The organism is Allorhizobium paknamense, from assembly GCF_030815125.1.
In the GTDB taxonomy this organism is placed as follows: domain Bacteria; phylum Pseudomonadota; class Alphaproteobacteria; order Rhizobiales; family Rhizobiaceae; genus Allorhizobium; species Allorhizobium paknamense.
Genome location: NZ_JAUSWH010000009.1, coordinates 140,308 through 153,828, shown reverse-complemented (window position 1 = coordinate 153,828; position 13,521 = coordinate 140,308). Strand labels below are relative to the sequence as shown.

Below are 13,521 nucleotides of genomic sequence, written 5' to 3'. Positions count from 1 at the left end.
TGGAAGGCGTCGCTCCGGCTGGAGCGGCGCCTTTTTCTTTCCGGGGTTTTATTGGTCCTGCTCTTGCCCGAATGCTTAAGAAAGAGTTAAGCTTCTGAGCAGTGGGGCTGAGAAAGCCGCGTCACCCGCCGCAGAAGGGCATATGCTGCGAGGGGGCGATCCGGTGGAGCAGAGTGGCGTTATGACGACGGTATCGATCGATGTCCGACCGGCTGATCCGGAAGATGCGCGGGCGCTCTCCGAAGCGCACAGAGCGGCCTGGACCCATGCCTATGCGGGTCTCATTCCCTACAAGGCGCTGACGCGCATGGTGGAGCGGCGCGGGGAGGCCTGGTGGCGCAAGGCGACCCACGGCCCGGCCACCGTGCTGCTGGCCGATGTCGGCGGGGTGGTGGCCGGTTACGCCACTGTCGGGCTCAATCGCGCCCGGGGCCTTCCGCAGGAAGGCGAGATCTACGAAATCTACATGCGGCCGGAATATCAGGGTGTGGGCTTGGGCTATGCGCTGTTCCATGAAAGCCGCAAATTGCTGAAGCGACTGGGCTGCAAGGGCCTCGTGGTCTGGTGTCTTGAAGACTGCACCAATTCCGTGAACTTCTTCCGCTCCAATGGCGGGCGTGACATGGTGGAAGGCATGGAGGATTTCGATGCCGTGCGCCTGAAGAAGCTCGGTTTCATCTGGCCCTGAGAGCGGCTGTCTCAAAACGATCCATATCTCGTTTGCGCCGCGCCGCTTTTCACCGGTGCCATCGGCCAATCTTGCGCCTTTGAATTAAAGCTTTGTTGCGTTGCGTGTCGAAACCCTTTACCAAACTCGGCATTTCAATCGTCCTAGGGGATAGACATGCGTATTGATGCGATCTCGATCGGCAAAAACCCGCCGGAAGATATCAATGTCATCGTGGAAGTGCCGGTCGGCGGCCAGCCGATCAAGTATGAGATGGACAAGGATGCAGGCACGCTGATCGTCGACCGCTTCCTGTACACGCCCATGACCTATCCGGGCAATTACGGCTTCGTGCCGCACACGCTGTGTGAAGATGGCGATCCGCTCGACGTTCTCATCTGCAACACCCGCCCGCTGGTGCCGGGCTGCGTCATCAATGTCCGCCCCATCGGCGTGATGCTGATGGAAGACGATGGCGGCAAGGATGAGAAGATCCTGGCAGTGCCGGTGCCGAAGCTGACGCGCCGCTACGACAAGATCAGCAATTACACCGATCTGCCGGAAATCACCCTGAAGCAGATCACCCACTTCTTCGAGCACTACAAGGATCTCGAGCCCGGCAAATGGGTGAAGATCGGCGGCTGGCAGGATGTGGACGTTGCCAAGCAGCTGATCCTCGAATCCATCGAGCGCGCCAAGAAGGCCTGATTTTCAGCCTTTTGATGTTCAAACGCACAATCCTCCGGGTCGCCGTCAATCCGGAGGATTTTTTGTCTTAAAGCCCGTTGCGGCTTATCAGCCTCATGCAACGCGCTTTACCTTCTTCTTTTAACGCATGTCGTTCTCGCAAAACCGCTGCACACTTTTGCGCGACATGCTCTAGCATGTCGCTGCTACTCAACGCGCATGGACGCTTGAAACCGCGATAGGCTTTGAGGTTTACCGCAGCAGAAGCGGGGCGATGCTCGTCCACATCAGCTGGCGGAGGAAGAAGATGATCAGCAGCAGCACGATGGGCGAAATGTCGATGCCGCCGAGATCCGGCAGAACGCGACGAATGGGGCGCAGCACCGGTTCCGTCACATTATAGAGGAACACGCCGATCTGGTTGACGAAGCGGTTGCTGGAATTGATGACGTTGAAGGCATAGAGCCAGGAGAAAATCGCGCTGGCAATCAGGATCCAGGTATAGAGGTTCAGCGCCAGATCGATCGTCTGCAACAGGGCAAGCATGTTTCTCTCCAATTTCCGAGTTGACAGACATGTAGACATTGGGGCCTAAACGGGCAAGGGCCGCATTATCTGCAATTCTGCGTCATGTTTAACGCGGCCTCTCCTGCTTGCCGCCGTGTCGGGTGTGAGCCCGGACTTCTGCTGCGTAAAGTGGAAACCGGCTTACTGGCCGGGAATGCATAATACGGAGAGTCATTGAAAATGACACTTCGTATTCCCTTTTCGAATATCTCAAGCCCCTGATGCATTTGAGATATTCGAAATCCTTTCAAGGCGAGGAGGCTGACGCATCTTCGAGCCTTGGTATAAAAAGAGAATTGGATGGGTTTCGATGTCTCCGTGACCTGTTGAAACGCATCAAGCCCTGTCATGACGAGTTGAACCTGATGTCTTTGCCCCAAACCGGTGACCGTTTCGCTGCCTTCCGTCACCCGGCTTATACGAAATTCTTTCTCGCCCGCTTTCTGGCTGCCTTTGCGACGCAAATCGTCAGTGTCTCGGTGGGCTGGCAGATGTATGAGGTGACAGGGAACGCGCTCTATCTCGGCCTCATCGGACTGGTGCAGTTCCTGCCGGCCCTGCTGCTGATCCTGGTCACGGGGACGGTGGTGGACCGCTACAATCGCCGCCGCATCGTTGCCATCTGCCTGGGTGTCAGCGTGCTCTGCGTCGGCGGGCTGCTGCTGCTGACCGTAGAAAACGCCTTTGCACCGGTGCCGGTGCTGGTGATCCTGACGGTCTTCGGTATCGAACGCGCCTTCATGGGGCCTGCGGTGCAATCGCTGGCGCCCAATCTGGTGCCGGAAAAGGATCTCGCCAATTCCTTTGCCTGGAATGCCTCCTCCTGGCAGGCCGCCTCCATTCTCGGGCCGGTGGCGGGTGGTCTGCTTTACGGGGTGGGGCCGATTGCCGCTTATTCGGTTGCACTTGCCTTCATGCTGGCGGGGGCAATTCTGGTGCTGCTGGTGCCGAAACCGGCGCAAAAATCCTCAAGCGAACCGAAGACCTGGACCTATCTGCTTGCCGGGTTCCGCTTCATCCGCCACGAGAAAATCGTGCTGGGCGCCATTTCGCTCGATCTGTTTGCCGTGCTCCTGGGTGGGGCCGTCGCGCTGATGCCGATCTATGCCTCCGATATTCTGGAAATGGGTCCTTTCGGCCTCGGGATCCTGCGCTCCGCCCCCGGCATCGGAGCCATTGCCATGGCCACCTTCCTCGCCACGTTTCCGATCCGCCACCGGGCAGGGATCACCATGTTTATCGGGGTAGCGGTGTTCGGTCTGGCGACGCTGGTCTTCGGCATTTCCAAGGTCTGGTGGATCTCCGCCATCGCGCTGGCTGTCATGGGCGCGGGTGACATGATCTCCGTCTATGTCCGGGAAACGCTTCTGGCGCTCTGGACGCCGGATGAGGTGCGCGGGCGGGTCAATGCCGTCAACTCCGTCTTTATCGGCGCGTCCAATGAGCTAGGTGAATTCCGTGCCGGGACCATGGCGCATGTTTTCGGCCCTGTTGCCGCCGTGGTGATCGGTGGGGTGGGTACGCTGGCGGTGTCGGTGATCTGGGCGCTCGCCTTCCCGAAATTGCGGCGCATTGATACCTTGGATTCGACCGATCAACCCACTGCCTGAAGCTCGTCTTCGAAGACGACATCGAGGAAGTTGGAAAGCCAGGCCCGCAGGTGCGCGTCGAACAGCATGCGCCCTTCCAGATGTGCCCGGCCTGCTTGCGCATTGGGCAGGGTGAAGCGGGATGCGCCATGCACGACCCAGCGCTGCATCATCGCCCGCGTCAGTTCCGCATGGAACTGCACGCCCCAGGCCTTTTCGCCATAGCGAATGGCCTGGTTAGGGTAGATATCGCCGGTGGCGAGCAGGGTTGCGCCGTTTGGCAGGTCAAACCCTTCCCGATGAAAATGATAGACCATTTTCGGCCACTTCATCAAAAGCCGACCGTGTTCCGTTGGTCGGATCGGATACCAGCCGATCTCCACCAGGTCCTGGCGATGCGGCGCAACCTTGCCGCCGAGATGGCGCACCAGCATCTGCGCGCCGAGGCAGATGCCGAGATAGGGCCGGTTTTCCTTGAGGGGGATGGAGATCCAGTCAATCTCGTCCTTGACGAAAGGGTCGGGATCATTGGCGCTCATCGGGCCGCCAAACACCACTGCGCCGCTGTGCTCAGCCAGCGTTCGCGGAAGCGCATCGCCTAATGCCGGACGGCGGATGTCGAGGGGAAAGCCCTTTTCCACCAGAAGCTGACCCACCCGCCCGGCGCTCGACCGCTCCTGATGCAGCACGATCAACACGGGCCGCAGGGGGATGGTGGCGGGTCTATGAAGCATCATCGTCTCCGGCGGCCCCCGCCCGCTTGGCGGCATCCTGGCGGGCCAGAACCCGATCCCGGTCGGAGACGCCGAGAAGATCGGCCACTCGCCAGAGGATGTGATCCTCCATCTCCGTGCGGGCGCCATCGGCATAGACGATGTCCCAGAGCGTATTGATCAGACGCAGCCGCTGCTCCTCGGTCAGCCGCCGTCTCAGTTCGGAGGTGAAGCGGTAATAGTCCACCGCCTCGCTTTCCACCTGCAAACCGGTTTCCAGCAGCGCATCCAGCTTGCGGTCATCGAGGTCGAGATGGGTCTTGAGGCTCGTCTTCAGCGTTTTGCGCTCCGCCTCCTGGATCAGCCCGTCGGCCTCCATCACCTGAAAGCAGAGCGCAACGATCAGCACCCGCGTGTCATCCGCCTCGAATTCCGGCTGAGGCGTCGTGGCGGTCAGGCTTTGAAAGAAGGCGTTCAGGCGGTCCAGCATGCGGGCTCCGTCAGAAGAGGTTGAGGCGGGTTTTTTCGGACGAGGGCTGATGGTCGGGTTTAACGCCCGGATCATCCGGAAGGCGGCCCTGGAAGGGTGTTGCAGGGGGGGCGAGCCTGCTCGCGGGGGCTTGGCTCTCCCGCTTTGGCGCGACGGCCACGGGTTCCGCCTTGGGCTCTTCGCCTTCTGCGGCAAGCGGTGGCAGATCGCTGAGCGCCGCCGCACCGCTGATTACGGTGCCTTCTTCCACCGGACCGGCAAGCTGGGCATAGGGAATTTTCCATTCGAAGGCGTCCAGCCTGCCGCTGATCGGCGAATAGGGCAGCCACTTGTCGGAGACCTGACCATCGGCCATCCAGGCCGGATCGCGCGGCGCCTTCAGCGCCTGGCCCATCCAGTAGCGAATGCGGCCCTGATCCCCCGTCTCGGCGTCCTCGATATCGGCGAGCAGCAGGAAAACCCGCTCGCTGGAGCGCATGCGGGCGGCGGCTTCCGCCTTGGCGCGAGCCTTTTCGAAATCATGGGCCTCCAGCGCCATTTCCGCGACGATCATCAGCGATTCGACATTGTTGGGCTTCAGGCTTTCCAGCCGTTCGGCCCGTTTCAGCCGGTCCATGGCGCCATCACCGCTACGGGCGCGGACATAGACGCGGGCAAGATCGGGATGAGGGGAGAGTTTCCAGACTCCTTCCAGCACGGAGGCTGCCTTCTTCAGATTGTCCTCGCGCATCAGCGCCTTGCCGGCCACCACGGCAGCGGGCACCAGATCCTTGGCAAGCTTCAGCGCATTCAGCGCATTGTCGCGGGCGGCGGCGGGGTCGCCATCCAGTTGCGCCTCGGCCTTGGCGGTCAACAGCACCGCTTTCAGCCTTTCGGCCTCGGTCCGGCTGATGACGCCTGCCACTTTCTGCTTGTCGAGAAGGTGGACGGCCTCATCCCAGTCGCCTGCCTGACAGCGATATTCCAGCGCCGCCTTGGCAGCCCAGGGCAGATAGGGGGCGTCTTCCGCTGCGCGTTCGGCATATTGGCGGGCGGCCTCATGAGCGCCCAGGCGGTTTGCCTCGAGATAAAGCCCGCGCAGGCCGAGTTCGCGCGTTTCCGGGTCGGATACCATCTGCTCGAACAGGCGGCGCGCATCGTCATGCTTGCCCTCGATCAGCGCGGCCTGGGCTTCCAATACGGCAATCAGGGGCTCCTGATCGGCGCGGATCAGGCCCTTTGCCCGCGAGGACATGCGACGCGCCAGCTGCGCATTGCCCGCACCGGCGGCGATCAGCCCGGTCGAAAGCGCCTGATAGCCACGGTCGCGCTTGCGGGCGCGGAAATAGCGGCGCACCGAATGCGGTGAGGTCCAGAGCGTGCGCACCAGCCACCAGCCGATCATCACGAAGGCCACCACCGCCACCAGGAAGGTCGCAGCCGCCGTCAGGCTCATTTCCACAAGCTGGCCTTGCCAGACGATCTGCAGTTCACCGGGCCGGTCTGCCAGCCAGGAGAAGCCGAAGCCGAGGGCAAGCACCAGAAGAAGATAGGCAATAATGCGAATCATGACGTGGCTCCCTTACCCTTTGCGGCCATTGACGGCGCGCGCCATGGCATCGGAAACCGCGTTTTCCACGGCGATGCGGTCGTCCAGCAGTTTCTTGAAATCGCCCGAGGCGCTGCGTCCGGCTTCCGGCAGGCTTTGCCATTCGGCAGCCGCCCCCTTCAGATCGCCGTTGCGAATCTTGTCCTCGATGCGGGCGACAATGGCATAGGGCGAATCACCCTCGACATTGCCGACGGGCCGCACCTTGACCACGGAGAGTGCGCTTGCCCACAGCCGCTCGCCAATATTGGCGCTTTCCGCCGGTTGATTGATGGCGGAAAGAATACGGTCCGCCGTGGTGCCGAAGCGCCGCAAAAGCTCGGTCCGCGAGGGCACGCCGGAGGCTGCGTAAGGTTCCAGCACGGAAAGTGCGGGCTCTTCCGGCACGATGCCCTTCAGCGTCGTCATTTCGGAGAGGAAGGGACCGCCACGATCCACCGCCGTCTTCAGCGCCGAGGCCGCGATGGCGCGCGCCACCTCGATATCGTCGCGCGGCCGGTTCAGCTTGGTTTCAATGGCGCTGACCCGGTCGGATAGCGCCGTCTGGCTCTCGGTCAGGCTTTGCAGGCGCCCCGTGACCTCCGAGCGCAGCGAAGACAGCGTCTGGTCCGCCGCAGCCGCCTTGGCGGCAAGGTCGTCGATTGCCTGCGGGTTGGCCGGGGCGGGGGCGGTCTCCAGCTTGGCGATCCGGGCTTCCAGAGCCGAGGTATCAGGGCCCTGTCCGGCACCCTTGGCGACCTCGGCCTTGAGCGCCTGCACCTGTGCAGCGAGGCTGCCGATTTCGGCATTGGCCTTGTTGGGGGAGGCGGCGGGAAGAATGCCCGCATATTGCAAGGCACCCGCGCCGATCAGCGCCACGAGCCCCCCGGCAATGCCCGCGGCAATCAGCGTGCTGGTGGCTGTCTGAGTACGGGGGGCCGGTTTTTCCTCGTAAGGCGGAACCTGCTGTCCGGCGGTATCTTCCGGCGGGGTATCGCCACGGCTTCCGAAGGCCGACATCGGCTCGGCGTCTTTTTCGCCTGCCGTTTGTTCGGCTTCCGGTTGTTTAGCGTCTTGGACGCTCTCCTCAAGCCCGGAGCCGGATGTCTCGGCATGGGGTGTTTCGCTCACGGGTGCTTCAGGTTCCAGCGGCTTGTCGTCGGGAGCGGCTTCCGGTGCGGTTTCAGGCACTGCTGCGCTCTCCGGCGCGCGGCCTTCAATACTGGCCTGGGCTTGCGTTTCCACGGTCGCGTCAGGTGTCGCAACGGGCTCAACGCTTTCGGCAGCCGGGCCGTCTTCGCGTGGCACTTCGGTCGCGGTGAGGTCTATGGTCACCGGATCGTCGTTCTTTTTGGAGCGGCGTGGGGGTTTTCCGGACACCATGGCAACCTCGTCTTTTGCTTTGCAACAGAGTGAAATTAATCAGCCACCCGAAGGAAGGAAAGGGGCTTTCCCGAAATTGCTTTCTTGCTTGACGTTTACAGCAGAGAAAGCAGGCTCGTCTCATTTGGTTCCCGGGCCACGAAAACCCGATCCTTGGCCAAGGATTGAAGGGCCTGCCCCACCTTGTCGCTGATGCAGAGAAAGCGGGTTTTTTCAAAGACGCTGCCATCCATCCGGTCGAGCGGCAAGTGCAGGAACCGCCGCGCCGTTTCCGCCGAATACAGCAGCACGGCATCGATGGGCCCACCTTCAAGCCGTTTGTGAAGCAGCGCAGGCGGATAGGCGATGTCTTCCATCCGGTAGATTTCCCGAAGCTCGAAAGGGATGCCGTGATCCTTCAGTCCTGCTTCCAGCGTCTCAGCCCGAGGCTGTCCCGCAAGATAAATGAGCTTGGCCGGCGGTAATGCCGCAAGATCGGCGGCCAGCGCTGCGCCATCGCCGGCAGAGGCCTGCACTTGCCGGAAGCCGAGTGACCGTGCGGCCTGTGCCGTCGCCTCTCCGACCGCGTAAACGGGAAGGGCCAGAAAGGGTGCGAGGGCCGCCCCCAGTTCCGCCAGGCATCGCAGGCTTTCGGCACTGGTGACGGCAAGCCGGTCCGGCTTTTGCCTGAGCGCCTCCAGCGCCGCCTCAGGATCATGGCGCGGTGCGGCAAGCGGTAAAAGCACGGCCTCATGCCCGTCCCGCGCCAGCCGCCGCAGGGTTTCCTGCGCCGCCGTCTCTGCCCGGGTCACCAGAACACGCATGCCTGCCTCCCTGCGGTGACGTCCACTTCTGTCCTCAGGTCCAGCCTTCGAAAAAGCCGGGTCCGGCCTTTTCCCGAAGCGTCTGGCCCGTGCTCCAGCCGAGGTCGAAAGCCTTTGCCACCAGGCCTTCGCCCTGCAAACTGTGCGAAACCTGCCCATCCGGTGTCAGGATCGTTGCCGCCAGCCGCAAGGTTTCCCCGTCCGACACGGCATAACCGGCAATGGGGGTGCGGCAGGAGCCGTCGAGGGCGGCCAGAAGCGCCCTTTCGCAGGAAACGGCGTCAAAAGTCGGGCGGTGGTTGATCGCGGCCAGCAGATCGTTGATCCGCTGATCGTCGATCCGCGATTCGATGCAGATCGCCCCCTGCGCCGGGGCGGGCGGGAAGCTTTCGAGATCGAGAAATTCGGTGACGACGGTCTCCTTGCCCAGCCTTTTCAGGCCTGCCACGGCAAGCAGGGTCGCATCCACCTGCCCCTCGGCCAGCTTGCGTAGCCGGGTTTCAACCGCGCCGCGATAGGTGATGACCTGAAGATCGGGGCGCAGCCGCCGGATCAGCGCCTGCCGTCTCAGCGAGGCCGAACCCACCACCGCGCCTTGCGGCAGGTCGAGAAGCTTTGCGGCGCTGCGGCCGATAAAGGCATCACGCATATCCTCGCGCGGCAGGTAGGCGGCGATGTGCAGTCCATCCGGCAGGGCGGTCGGCATGTCCTTGGAGGAATGCACCGCCAAATCCAGCCCGCCGGAGGTCAGTTGCTGTTCCAGTTCCAGGGTGAACAGGCCCTTGCCGCCGATCTCCGCCAGAGACCGGTCGGTGATACGGTCGCCGGTGGTGGACAGTACGACGATCTCGAACATCTCCTCCGGCAAGCCATGGGCATCCATCAGCCTCCTGCGGGTTTCGTGGGCCTGCGCCAGGGCCAGAGGGCTTCCCCGCGTACCGATGCGGAAAGGTTTCGTTTGCATCTGAAGACTTCCATTGTTACCGACGGCGTCGTATCCCTCGTGGACCGGCACCGCAATCACGCACTCTGACTGACCTTCTGGCATATGGCTTCCCAATTGAGAATACTAGGGATTGAAACAAGCTGCGACGAAACCGCCGCCTCCGTGGTTCTGCGCCACGCCGATGGCCGGGGCGAGATCGTCTCGGATGTGGTGCTGAGCCAATTGGAGGAGCACAGCCTCTATGGCGGCGTCGTGCCGGAAATTGCCGCGCGCGCCCATGTGGAAGCGCTCGATCTTCTGGTGGAAGAGGCTCTGGACAAGGCAAAGACGCGGCTCCTCGACATCGATGCCGTCGCCGCCACCGCCGGACCCGGTCTGATCGGCGGGCTGATCGTCGGGCTGATGACCGGCAAGGCGCTGGCCCGGGCGGCGGGCAAGCCTCTTTACGCCATCAACCATCTCGAAGGCCATGCCCTGACGGCGCGGCTGACGGATGGCGTCGAATTTCCCTATCTCATGCTGCTCGTGTCCGGTGGCCATACGCAATTGGTGCTGGTGCGCGGCGTAGGCGATTATGTCCGCTGGGGCACGACCATCGATGATGCGCTGGGCGAGGCTTTCGACAAGACGGCCAAGCTGCTCGGCCTTCCCTATCCCGGCGGTCCTGCGGTGGAGCGGGCGGCGGCGCATGGCGATGAAAAACGCTTTGCCTTCCCGCGTCCGCTGGTGGGCGAGGCGCGGCTCGATTTCTCCTTTTCCGGCCTGAAGACCGCCGTGCGTCAGGCAGCAGAGGCCGCAGCGCCGGTGACGGAAAAGGACATTGCCGATATCTGCGCGTCCTTCCAGCGTGCCATCGTCCGCACCATGGATGACCGCATCGGGCGCGGCCTCAAGCGGTTTCACGACGAGTTTCCCGGTCTCGGCCGGCAACCCGCGCTGGTGGTGGCAGGTGGCGTTGCCGCGAACAAGGCGCTCAGGGCAGCCCTTCTGGCGCTGTGCGAGCGTCATTCCTTCCGCTTCATTGCGCCGCCGCATCATTTGTGCACCGATAATGCGGCGATGATTGCCTGGGCGGGTCTGGAGCGCATGGCGCTTGGCCTGCCCGCCGATGATTTTTCCACCGCGCCCAGGTCGCGCTGGCCGCTCGATTCGAAGGCCGAAGCCTTGATCGGGTTTGGCAAGCGGGGAGCCAAGGCATGAGTATGGGCACGAACGAGGGCAAGCAGATTGCCATTATCGGAGCCGGAGCCTTCGGCACGGCGCTGGCGGCGGTGATCGCACTGGAGGGTCGCGCCGCTGTGACGCTGGTGGGCCGCGATCCGGCCCTGATGGCCGATCTTGCCAATGACCGCATGCATAATGCGGCACTGCCCGGCGTTTATCTGCCGGATAATCTTGCCTTTTCCTTCGAGCCCGAAGCCATTGCCGGGGCCGGTCTGGTGCTCTTTGCCATGCCTTCGCAGGCGCAGGCCGATGCCGCGGCAAGCTACGGTCCCTATCTCGCGGCGGATGCCACGGTGGTGACCTGCGCCAAGGGCATCGACCGGCAGTCCACCCGGCTGCTGACAGAGGTTCTGGAAGAGCGTTTGCCGCATCATCCGGTCGCGGTGCTGTCCGGGCCGGGTTTTGCCATGGATATTGCACGCGGCCTGCCCACCGCCATGGTGCTGGCGGCGGGTTCCGCCGAACGTGCTGAAGAGGCGGCGCTTTCACTGTCCACCCGAACCTTTCGCCTCTATGCCTCGGCAGACCGGACGGGCGTGCAGCTCGGCGGTGCGCTGAAGAACGTGCTGGCCATTGCCTGCGGCATGGTCGAAGGTCGGGGCCTGGGCGAATCGGCGCGCGCGGCGCTGATCTCGCGGGGGCTTGCGGAAATGTCGCGGCTGGCTGTTGCCATGGGCGGCAGTGCTGAAACCTTGCGCGGGCTTTCCGGCCTCGGCGATCTGGTGCTGACCGGCACGAGCCATCAGTCGCGCAATCTGCGCTACGGGCTGGCGCTGGCCCGAGGCGAGGGGCCGGGCCTTGACGGTTCCTCCCTGGTGGAGGGCGCCTTTGCCGCCGCCGTGGCCGCCCGGCTTGCCGAACATTACCGCATCGACATGCCGATCACGCAAGCCGTGGCCGCGATCATCGACGGTTCCCTGAATATCGACCGGGCGGTGGAAGACCTGATGACCCGCCCCCTCACGACGGAGTAGAAAGACATGCTGTTTGCCGTGATCTGCAATGACAAGCCCGGCCATCTCGATCTGCGCATGGCCACCCGTCCGCCGCATGTGGACTGGCTGAACGGCCTTAACGCTGCGGGCGTGCTGAAGATTGGCGGGCCTTTTCTGGATGGCGACGGCAAGCCGTGCGGCTCGATGCTGATCCTGAAGGCTGAAACGCTGGAGGCCGCCAAGGCCATCGCCGCCGAAGACCCCTATGCCAAGGCCGGCCTGTTCGCGACCGTCGAGATCCGGCCCTATAACTGGGTCTTCAACAATCCGGAAGGTTGAGGCAGCATGGCATTCTGGCTCTACAAATCGGAACCCTTCAAATTCTCCTGGGAGATGCTGAAGGCCAGGGGCGAGGCTGGCGAACAATGGGATGGAGTGCGCAACTATCTGGCGCGCAACAACATGCGCGCCATGCAGATCGGCGACAAGGGCTTCTTTTACCACTCCAACGAGGGGCTGGAAGTGGTCGGAATCACCGAGGTCTGCGCGCTTGCCCATCCTGACAGCACCACGGATGATCCGCGCTGGGAATGTGTGGATATCCGCGCCGTCTGCGACATGCCGAAGCCGGTGAGCCTCAAGGACGTGAAGGCCAATCCGAAGCTGGCGGCGATGTCGCTGGTCACCTCCATGCGGCTGTCCGTGCAGCCGGTGACGGAGGAGGAATATCTCGAGGTTTGCCGCATGGGCGGTCTCGACAATCCGCCCCGATGATCCGGAAAGAGATGTGAGCGGTGAAGATCGATCCCGAACGGTTCATTCTGGAAAACACCGCCCTCATCGCGCCGCCGCATGTGCCGGAAATTCCACTGCATCTGGCCAGTGAGGTGCATGATCTCTGGCAGAAGACCGAGGAGGATCTGGCGGAAATCGGCCTGCCGCCGCCCTTCTGGGCTTTTGCCTGGGCGGGCGGGCAGGGCCTGGCGCGCTATATTCTCGATCATCCCGAAACGGTGCGGGGCAAGCGCGTGGTGGATTTCGCCACCGGGTCCGGACTGGTGGCCATCGCCGCCGCCAAGGCGGGGGCGGCAAGCGTTCTGGCGCTTGATATCGATCCCTTCACCGGCGCGGCGGTGCATCTCAATGCCCTGGCAAACAGTGTGGTGGTGGGTTTCGAGGCCTCCGACCGGGTCGGAACCCCGCTTGCCGCCGACCTGCTGCTGGCAGGCGATGTTTTCTATGACCGCGATTTTGCCGCCCGGCTTCTGCCCTGGCTGACGGCGCTTGCCGCTGCGGGCGTGGATGTGCTGGTGGGCGATCCCGGACGCAGCTATTTTCCGCGAGACGGGTTCCTGCCTCTGGCGACCTATCAGGTGCCTGTGACCCGAGCCTTGGAGGATAGCGAGGTCAAAAAGACGACAGTGTGGCGTTTTGCCGCAGACGGCGCTTACCGCAGGATGCAGACCCCTGCCTGAAACCGGCAGGCCTGGCGGATGGTCCGATCATCCACGGCCACGATCTTCGCCTTGGGCGCAAGCCTTGCGATCTTCGTCCGCGTGGCGGGGCCGCTGGCCCAGGCGCCCTGCACGATGACGCCCTGCGGCCGCATGCTGCGCTGCGGCAGGTTTTCCGAGGCCGCCGGACCGCCGATGAGGAGGGCAGAGATGAGGACTATCAGGCATTTGCAATGGCTGAGAGGCATGTCGGCGCTCCCGAATCGCGTCCGTGTATCTTCATCAAGACATGGCGGTAATTGCCGTCGGGTTCAACCCGCAGTCTTTGCTGCTCTTGAGCAATCGTAAGCTTCTTTAAGAATTTCCTGTCAAAACCGCCCTTATTCCCCTTTGGTCGGACAGGGATTTTCCCAATCGATTAAATTGAACGAGCGATGTTAATTCGCCTTGTCCAGATAGATCGGGAGGATTAAAGGTCCGATGGACACTGACCTGC

16 protein-coding genes are annotated in these 13,521 nt (G+C 62.8%); 8 read left to right on the top strand and 8 right to left on the bottom strand.

The window, feature by feature from the left end:
* The first annotated feature begins 181 nt into the window (after window positions 1–181).
* A complete protein-coding gene (locus QO005_RS14865; protein WP_307158829.1) occupies window positions 182–688 on the top strand; it encodes a GNAT family N-acetyltransferase in 507 nt (168 codons plus the stop codon).
* 156 nt (window positions 689–844) lie between these two features.
* Window positions 845–1,375, top strand: a complete 531-nt coding sequence (gene ppa / locus QO005_RS14860) for an inorganic diphosphatase (RefSeq protein ID WP_307158828.1) — start codon at window positions 845–847, stop codon at window positions 1,373–1,375.
* A 231-nt stretch (window positions 1,376–1,606) separates the two neighbouring features.
* Here the strand turns inward: ppa and QO005_RS14855 are convergent, their stop codons facing one another.
* Window positions 1,607–1,900, bottom strand: coding sequence for a YggT family protein (locus tag QO005_RS14855; RefSeq protein WP_307158827.1), 294 nt, complete (start codon window positions 1,898–1,900; stop codon window positions 1,607–1,609).
* Between the two features lie 386 nt (window positions 1,901–2,286).
* Between QO005_RS14855 and QO005_RS14850 the strand changes: the two genes are divergently transcribed.
* On the top strand, window positions 2,287–3,531 hold the full coding sequence (locus tag QO005_RS14850) for an MFS transporter (protein ID WP_307158826.1): 1,245 nt from the start codon (window positions 2,287–2,289) through the stop codon (window positions 3,529–3,531).
* Here QO005_RS14850 and QO005_RS14845 read toward each other — a convergent pair.
* The 6 genes from QO005_RS14845 to hemC all read right to left on the bottom strand — a co-directional run bounded on the left by QO005_RS14845 (window position 3,516) and on the right by hemC (window position 9,430).
* Window positions 3,516–4,244, bottom strand: a complete 729-nt coding sequence (locus QO005_RS14845) for a glutamine amidotransferase (RefSeq protein ID WP_370878084.1) — start codon at window positions 4,242–4,244, stop codon at window positions 3,516–3,518. The two genes, QO005_RS14850 and QO005_RS14845, sit on opposite strands and share 16 nt — an antisense overlap.
* Entirely contained in the window at window positions 4,234–4,713 is a 480-nt protein-coding gene (locus QO005_RS14840; protein ID WP_307158824.1) for a tellurite resistance TerB family protein, read from the bottom strand. The genes QO005_RS14845 and QO005_RS14840 overlap by 11 nt, the downstream gene beginning before the upstream one ends.
* Window positions 4,714–4,723: 10 nt before the next feature.
* Window positions 4,724–6,262 carry a heme biosynthesis protein HemY gene (locus tag QO005_RS14835; RefSeq protein WP_307158823.1) on the bottom strand — a complete coding sequence of 513 codons (1,539 nt, stop codon included), beginning with the start codon at window positions 6,260–6,262 and terminating at the stop codon, window positions 4,724–4,726.
* A gap of 12 nt (window positions 6,263–6,274) precedes the next feature.
* Window positions 6,275–7,663, bottom strand: coding sequence for a mitofilin family membrane protein (locus QO005_RS14830; protein ID WP_307158822.1), 1,389 nt, complete (start codon window positions 7,661–7,663; stop codon window positions 6,275–6,277).
* A gap of 95 nt (window positions 7,664–7,758) precedes the next feature.
* Window positions 7,759–8,466: a uroporphyrinogen-III synthase gene (locus QO005_RS14825; RefSeq protein ID WP_307158821.1), complete on the bottom strand. Its 708-nt coding sequence runs from the start codon at window positions 8,464–8,466 to the stop codon at window positions 7,759–7,761.
* A 34-nt stretch (window positions 8,467–8,500) separates the two neighbouring features.
* The gene (gene hemC, locus QO005_RS14820) at window positions 8,501–9,430 is read right to left on the bottom strand and encodes a hydroxymethylbilane synthase (RefSeq protein WP_307158820.1); all 930 of its coding nucleotides are present in this window, start codon (window positions 9,428–9,430) and stop codon (window positions 8,501–8,503) included.
* Window positions 9,431–9,514: 84 nt separating this feature from the next.
* On the opposite strand from hemC, the gene tsaD reads away from it, so the two are divergent.
* Genes tsaD through QO005_RS14795 form a run of 5 tightly spaced genes read left to right on the top strand, consistent with a single transcriptional unit; the run spans window position 9,515 to window position 13,046 of the window.
* Window positions 9,515–10,612, top strand: a complete 1,098-nt coding sequence (gene tsaD, locus QO005_RS14815; protein WP_307158819.1) for a tRNA (adenosine(37)-N6)-threonylcarbamoyltransferase complex transferase subunit TsaD — start codon at window positions 9,515–9,517, stop codon at window positions 10,610–10,612.
* Window positions 10,613–10,614: 2 nt separating this feature from the next.
* The gene (locus QO005_RS14810) at window positions 10,615–11,610 is read left to right on the top strand and encodes an NAD(P)H-dependent glycerol-3-phosphate dehydrogenase (RefSeq protein ID WP_307158891.1); all 996 of its coding nucleotides are present in this window, start codon (window positions 10,615–10,617) and stop codon (window positions 11,608–11,610) included.
* Window positions 11,611–11,616: 6 nt separating this feature from the next.
* On the top strand, window positions 11,617–11,910 hold the full coding sequence (locus QO005_RS14805; protein ID WP_307158818.1) for a YciI-like protein: 294 nt from the start codon (window positions 11,617–11,619) through the stop codon (window positions 11,908–11,910).
* Between the two features lie 6 nt (window positions 11,911–11,916).
* On the top strand, window positions 11,917–12,345 hold the full coding sequence (locus QO005_RS14800; RefSeq protein ID WP_307158817.1) for an EVE domain-containing protein: 429 nt from the start codon (window positions 11,917–11,919) through the stop codon (window positions 12,343–12,345).
* 20 nt (window positions 12,346–12,365) lie between these two features.
* Window positions 12,366–13,046 (top strand): class I SAM-dependent methyltransferase, encoded by a 681-nt coding sequence (locus tag QO005_RS14795; RefSeq protein ID WP_307158816.1) that lies wholly within the window; start codon window positions 12,366–12,368, stop codon window positions 13,044–13,046.
* Here QO005_RS14795 and QO005_RS14790 read toward each other — a convergent pair.
* Complete coding sequence (locus tag QO005_RS14790; protein WP_307158815.1) at window positions 13,019–13,273, bottom strand: hypothetical protein; 255 nt, start codon at window positions 13,271–13,273, stop codon at window positions 13,019–13,021. The two genes, QO005_RS14795 and QO005_RS14790, sit on opposite strands and share 28 nt — an antisense overlap.
* Window positions 13,274–13,521 lie beyond the last annotated feature (248 nt).

Excerpts from the sequence above, each read along its gene's own strand:
- QO005_RS14830 (WP_307158822.1), bottom strand. The coding sequence starts at position 7,663 with ATGGTGTCCGGAAAACCCCCACGCCGCTCCAAAAAGAACGACGATCCG.
- QO005_RS14865 (WP_307158829.1), top strand. The coding sequence starts at position 182 with ATGACGACGGTATCGATCGATGTCCGACCGGCTGATCCGGAAGATGCG.
- hemC (WP_307158820.1), bottom strand. The coding sequence starts at position 9,430 with ATGCAAACGAAACCTTTCCGCATCGGTACGCGGGGAAGCCCTCTGGCC.
- tsaD (WP_307158819.1), top strand. The coding sequence starts at position 9,515 with ATGGCTTCCCAATTGAGAATACTAGGGATTGAAACAAGCTGCGACGAA.
- QO005_RS14840 (WP_307158824.1), bottom strand. The coding sequence starts at position 4,713 with ATGCTGGACCGCCTGAACGCCTTCTTTCAAAGCCTGACCGCCACGACG.
- QO005_RS14845 (WP_370878084.1), bottom strand. The coding sequence starts at position 4,244 with ATGCTTCATAGACCCGCCACCATCCCCCTGCGGCCCGTGTTGATCGTG.
- ppa (WP_307158828.1), top strand. The coding sequence starts at position 845 with ATGCGTATTGATGCGATCTCGATCGGCAAAAACCCGCCGGAAGATATC.
- QO005_RS14805 (WP_307158818.1), top strand. The coding sequence starts at position 11,617 with ATGCTGTTTGCCGTGATCTGCAATGACAAGCCCGGCCATCTCGATCTG.
- QO005_RS14825 (WP_307158821.1), bottom strand. The coding sequence starts at position 8,466 with ATGCGTGTTCTGGTGACCCGGGCAGAGACGGCGGCGCAGGAAACCCTG.
- QO005_RS14800 (WP_307158817.1), top strand. The coding sequence starts at position 11,917 with ATGGCATTCTGGCTCTACAAATCGGAACCCTTCAAATTCTCCTGGGAG.
- QO005_RS14810 (WP_307158891.1), top strand. The coding sequence starts at position 10,615 with ATGGGCACGAACGAGGGCAAGCAGATTGCCATTATCGGAGCCGGAGCC.
- QO005_RS14850 (WP_307158826.1), top strand. The coding sequence starts at position 2,287 with ATGTCTTTGCCCCAAACCGGTGACCGTTTCGCTGCCTTCCGTCACCCG.
- QO005_RS14790 (WP_307158815.1), bottom strand. The coding sequence starts at position 13,273 with ATGCCTCTCAGCCATTGCAAATGCCTGATAGTCCTCATCTCTGCCCTC.
- QO005_RS14835 (WP_307158823.1), bottom strand. The coding sequence starts at position 6,262 with ATGATTCGCATTATTGCCTATCTTCTTCTGGTGCTTGCCCTCGGCTTC.
- QO005_RS14855 (WP_307158827.1), bottom strand. The coding sequence starts at position 1,900 with ATGCTTGCCCTGTTGCAGACGATCGATCTGGCGCTGAACCTCTATACC.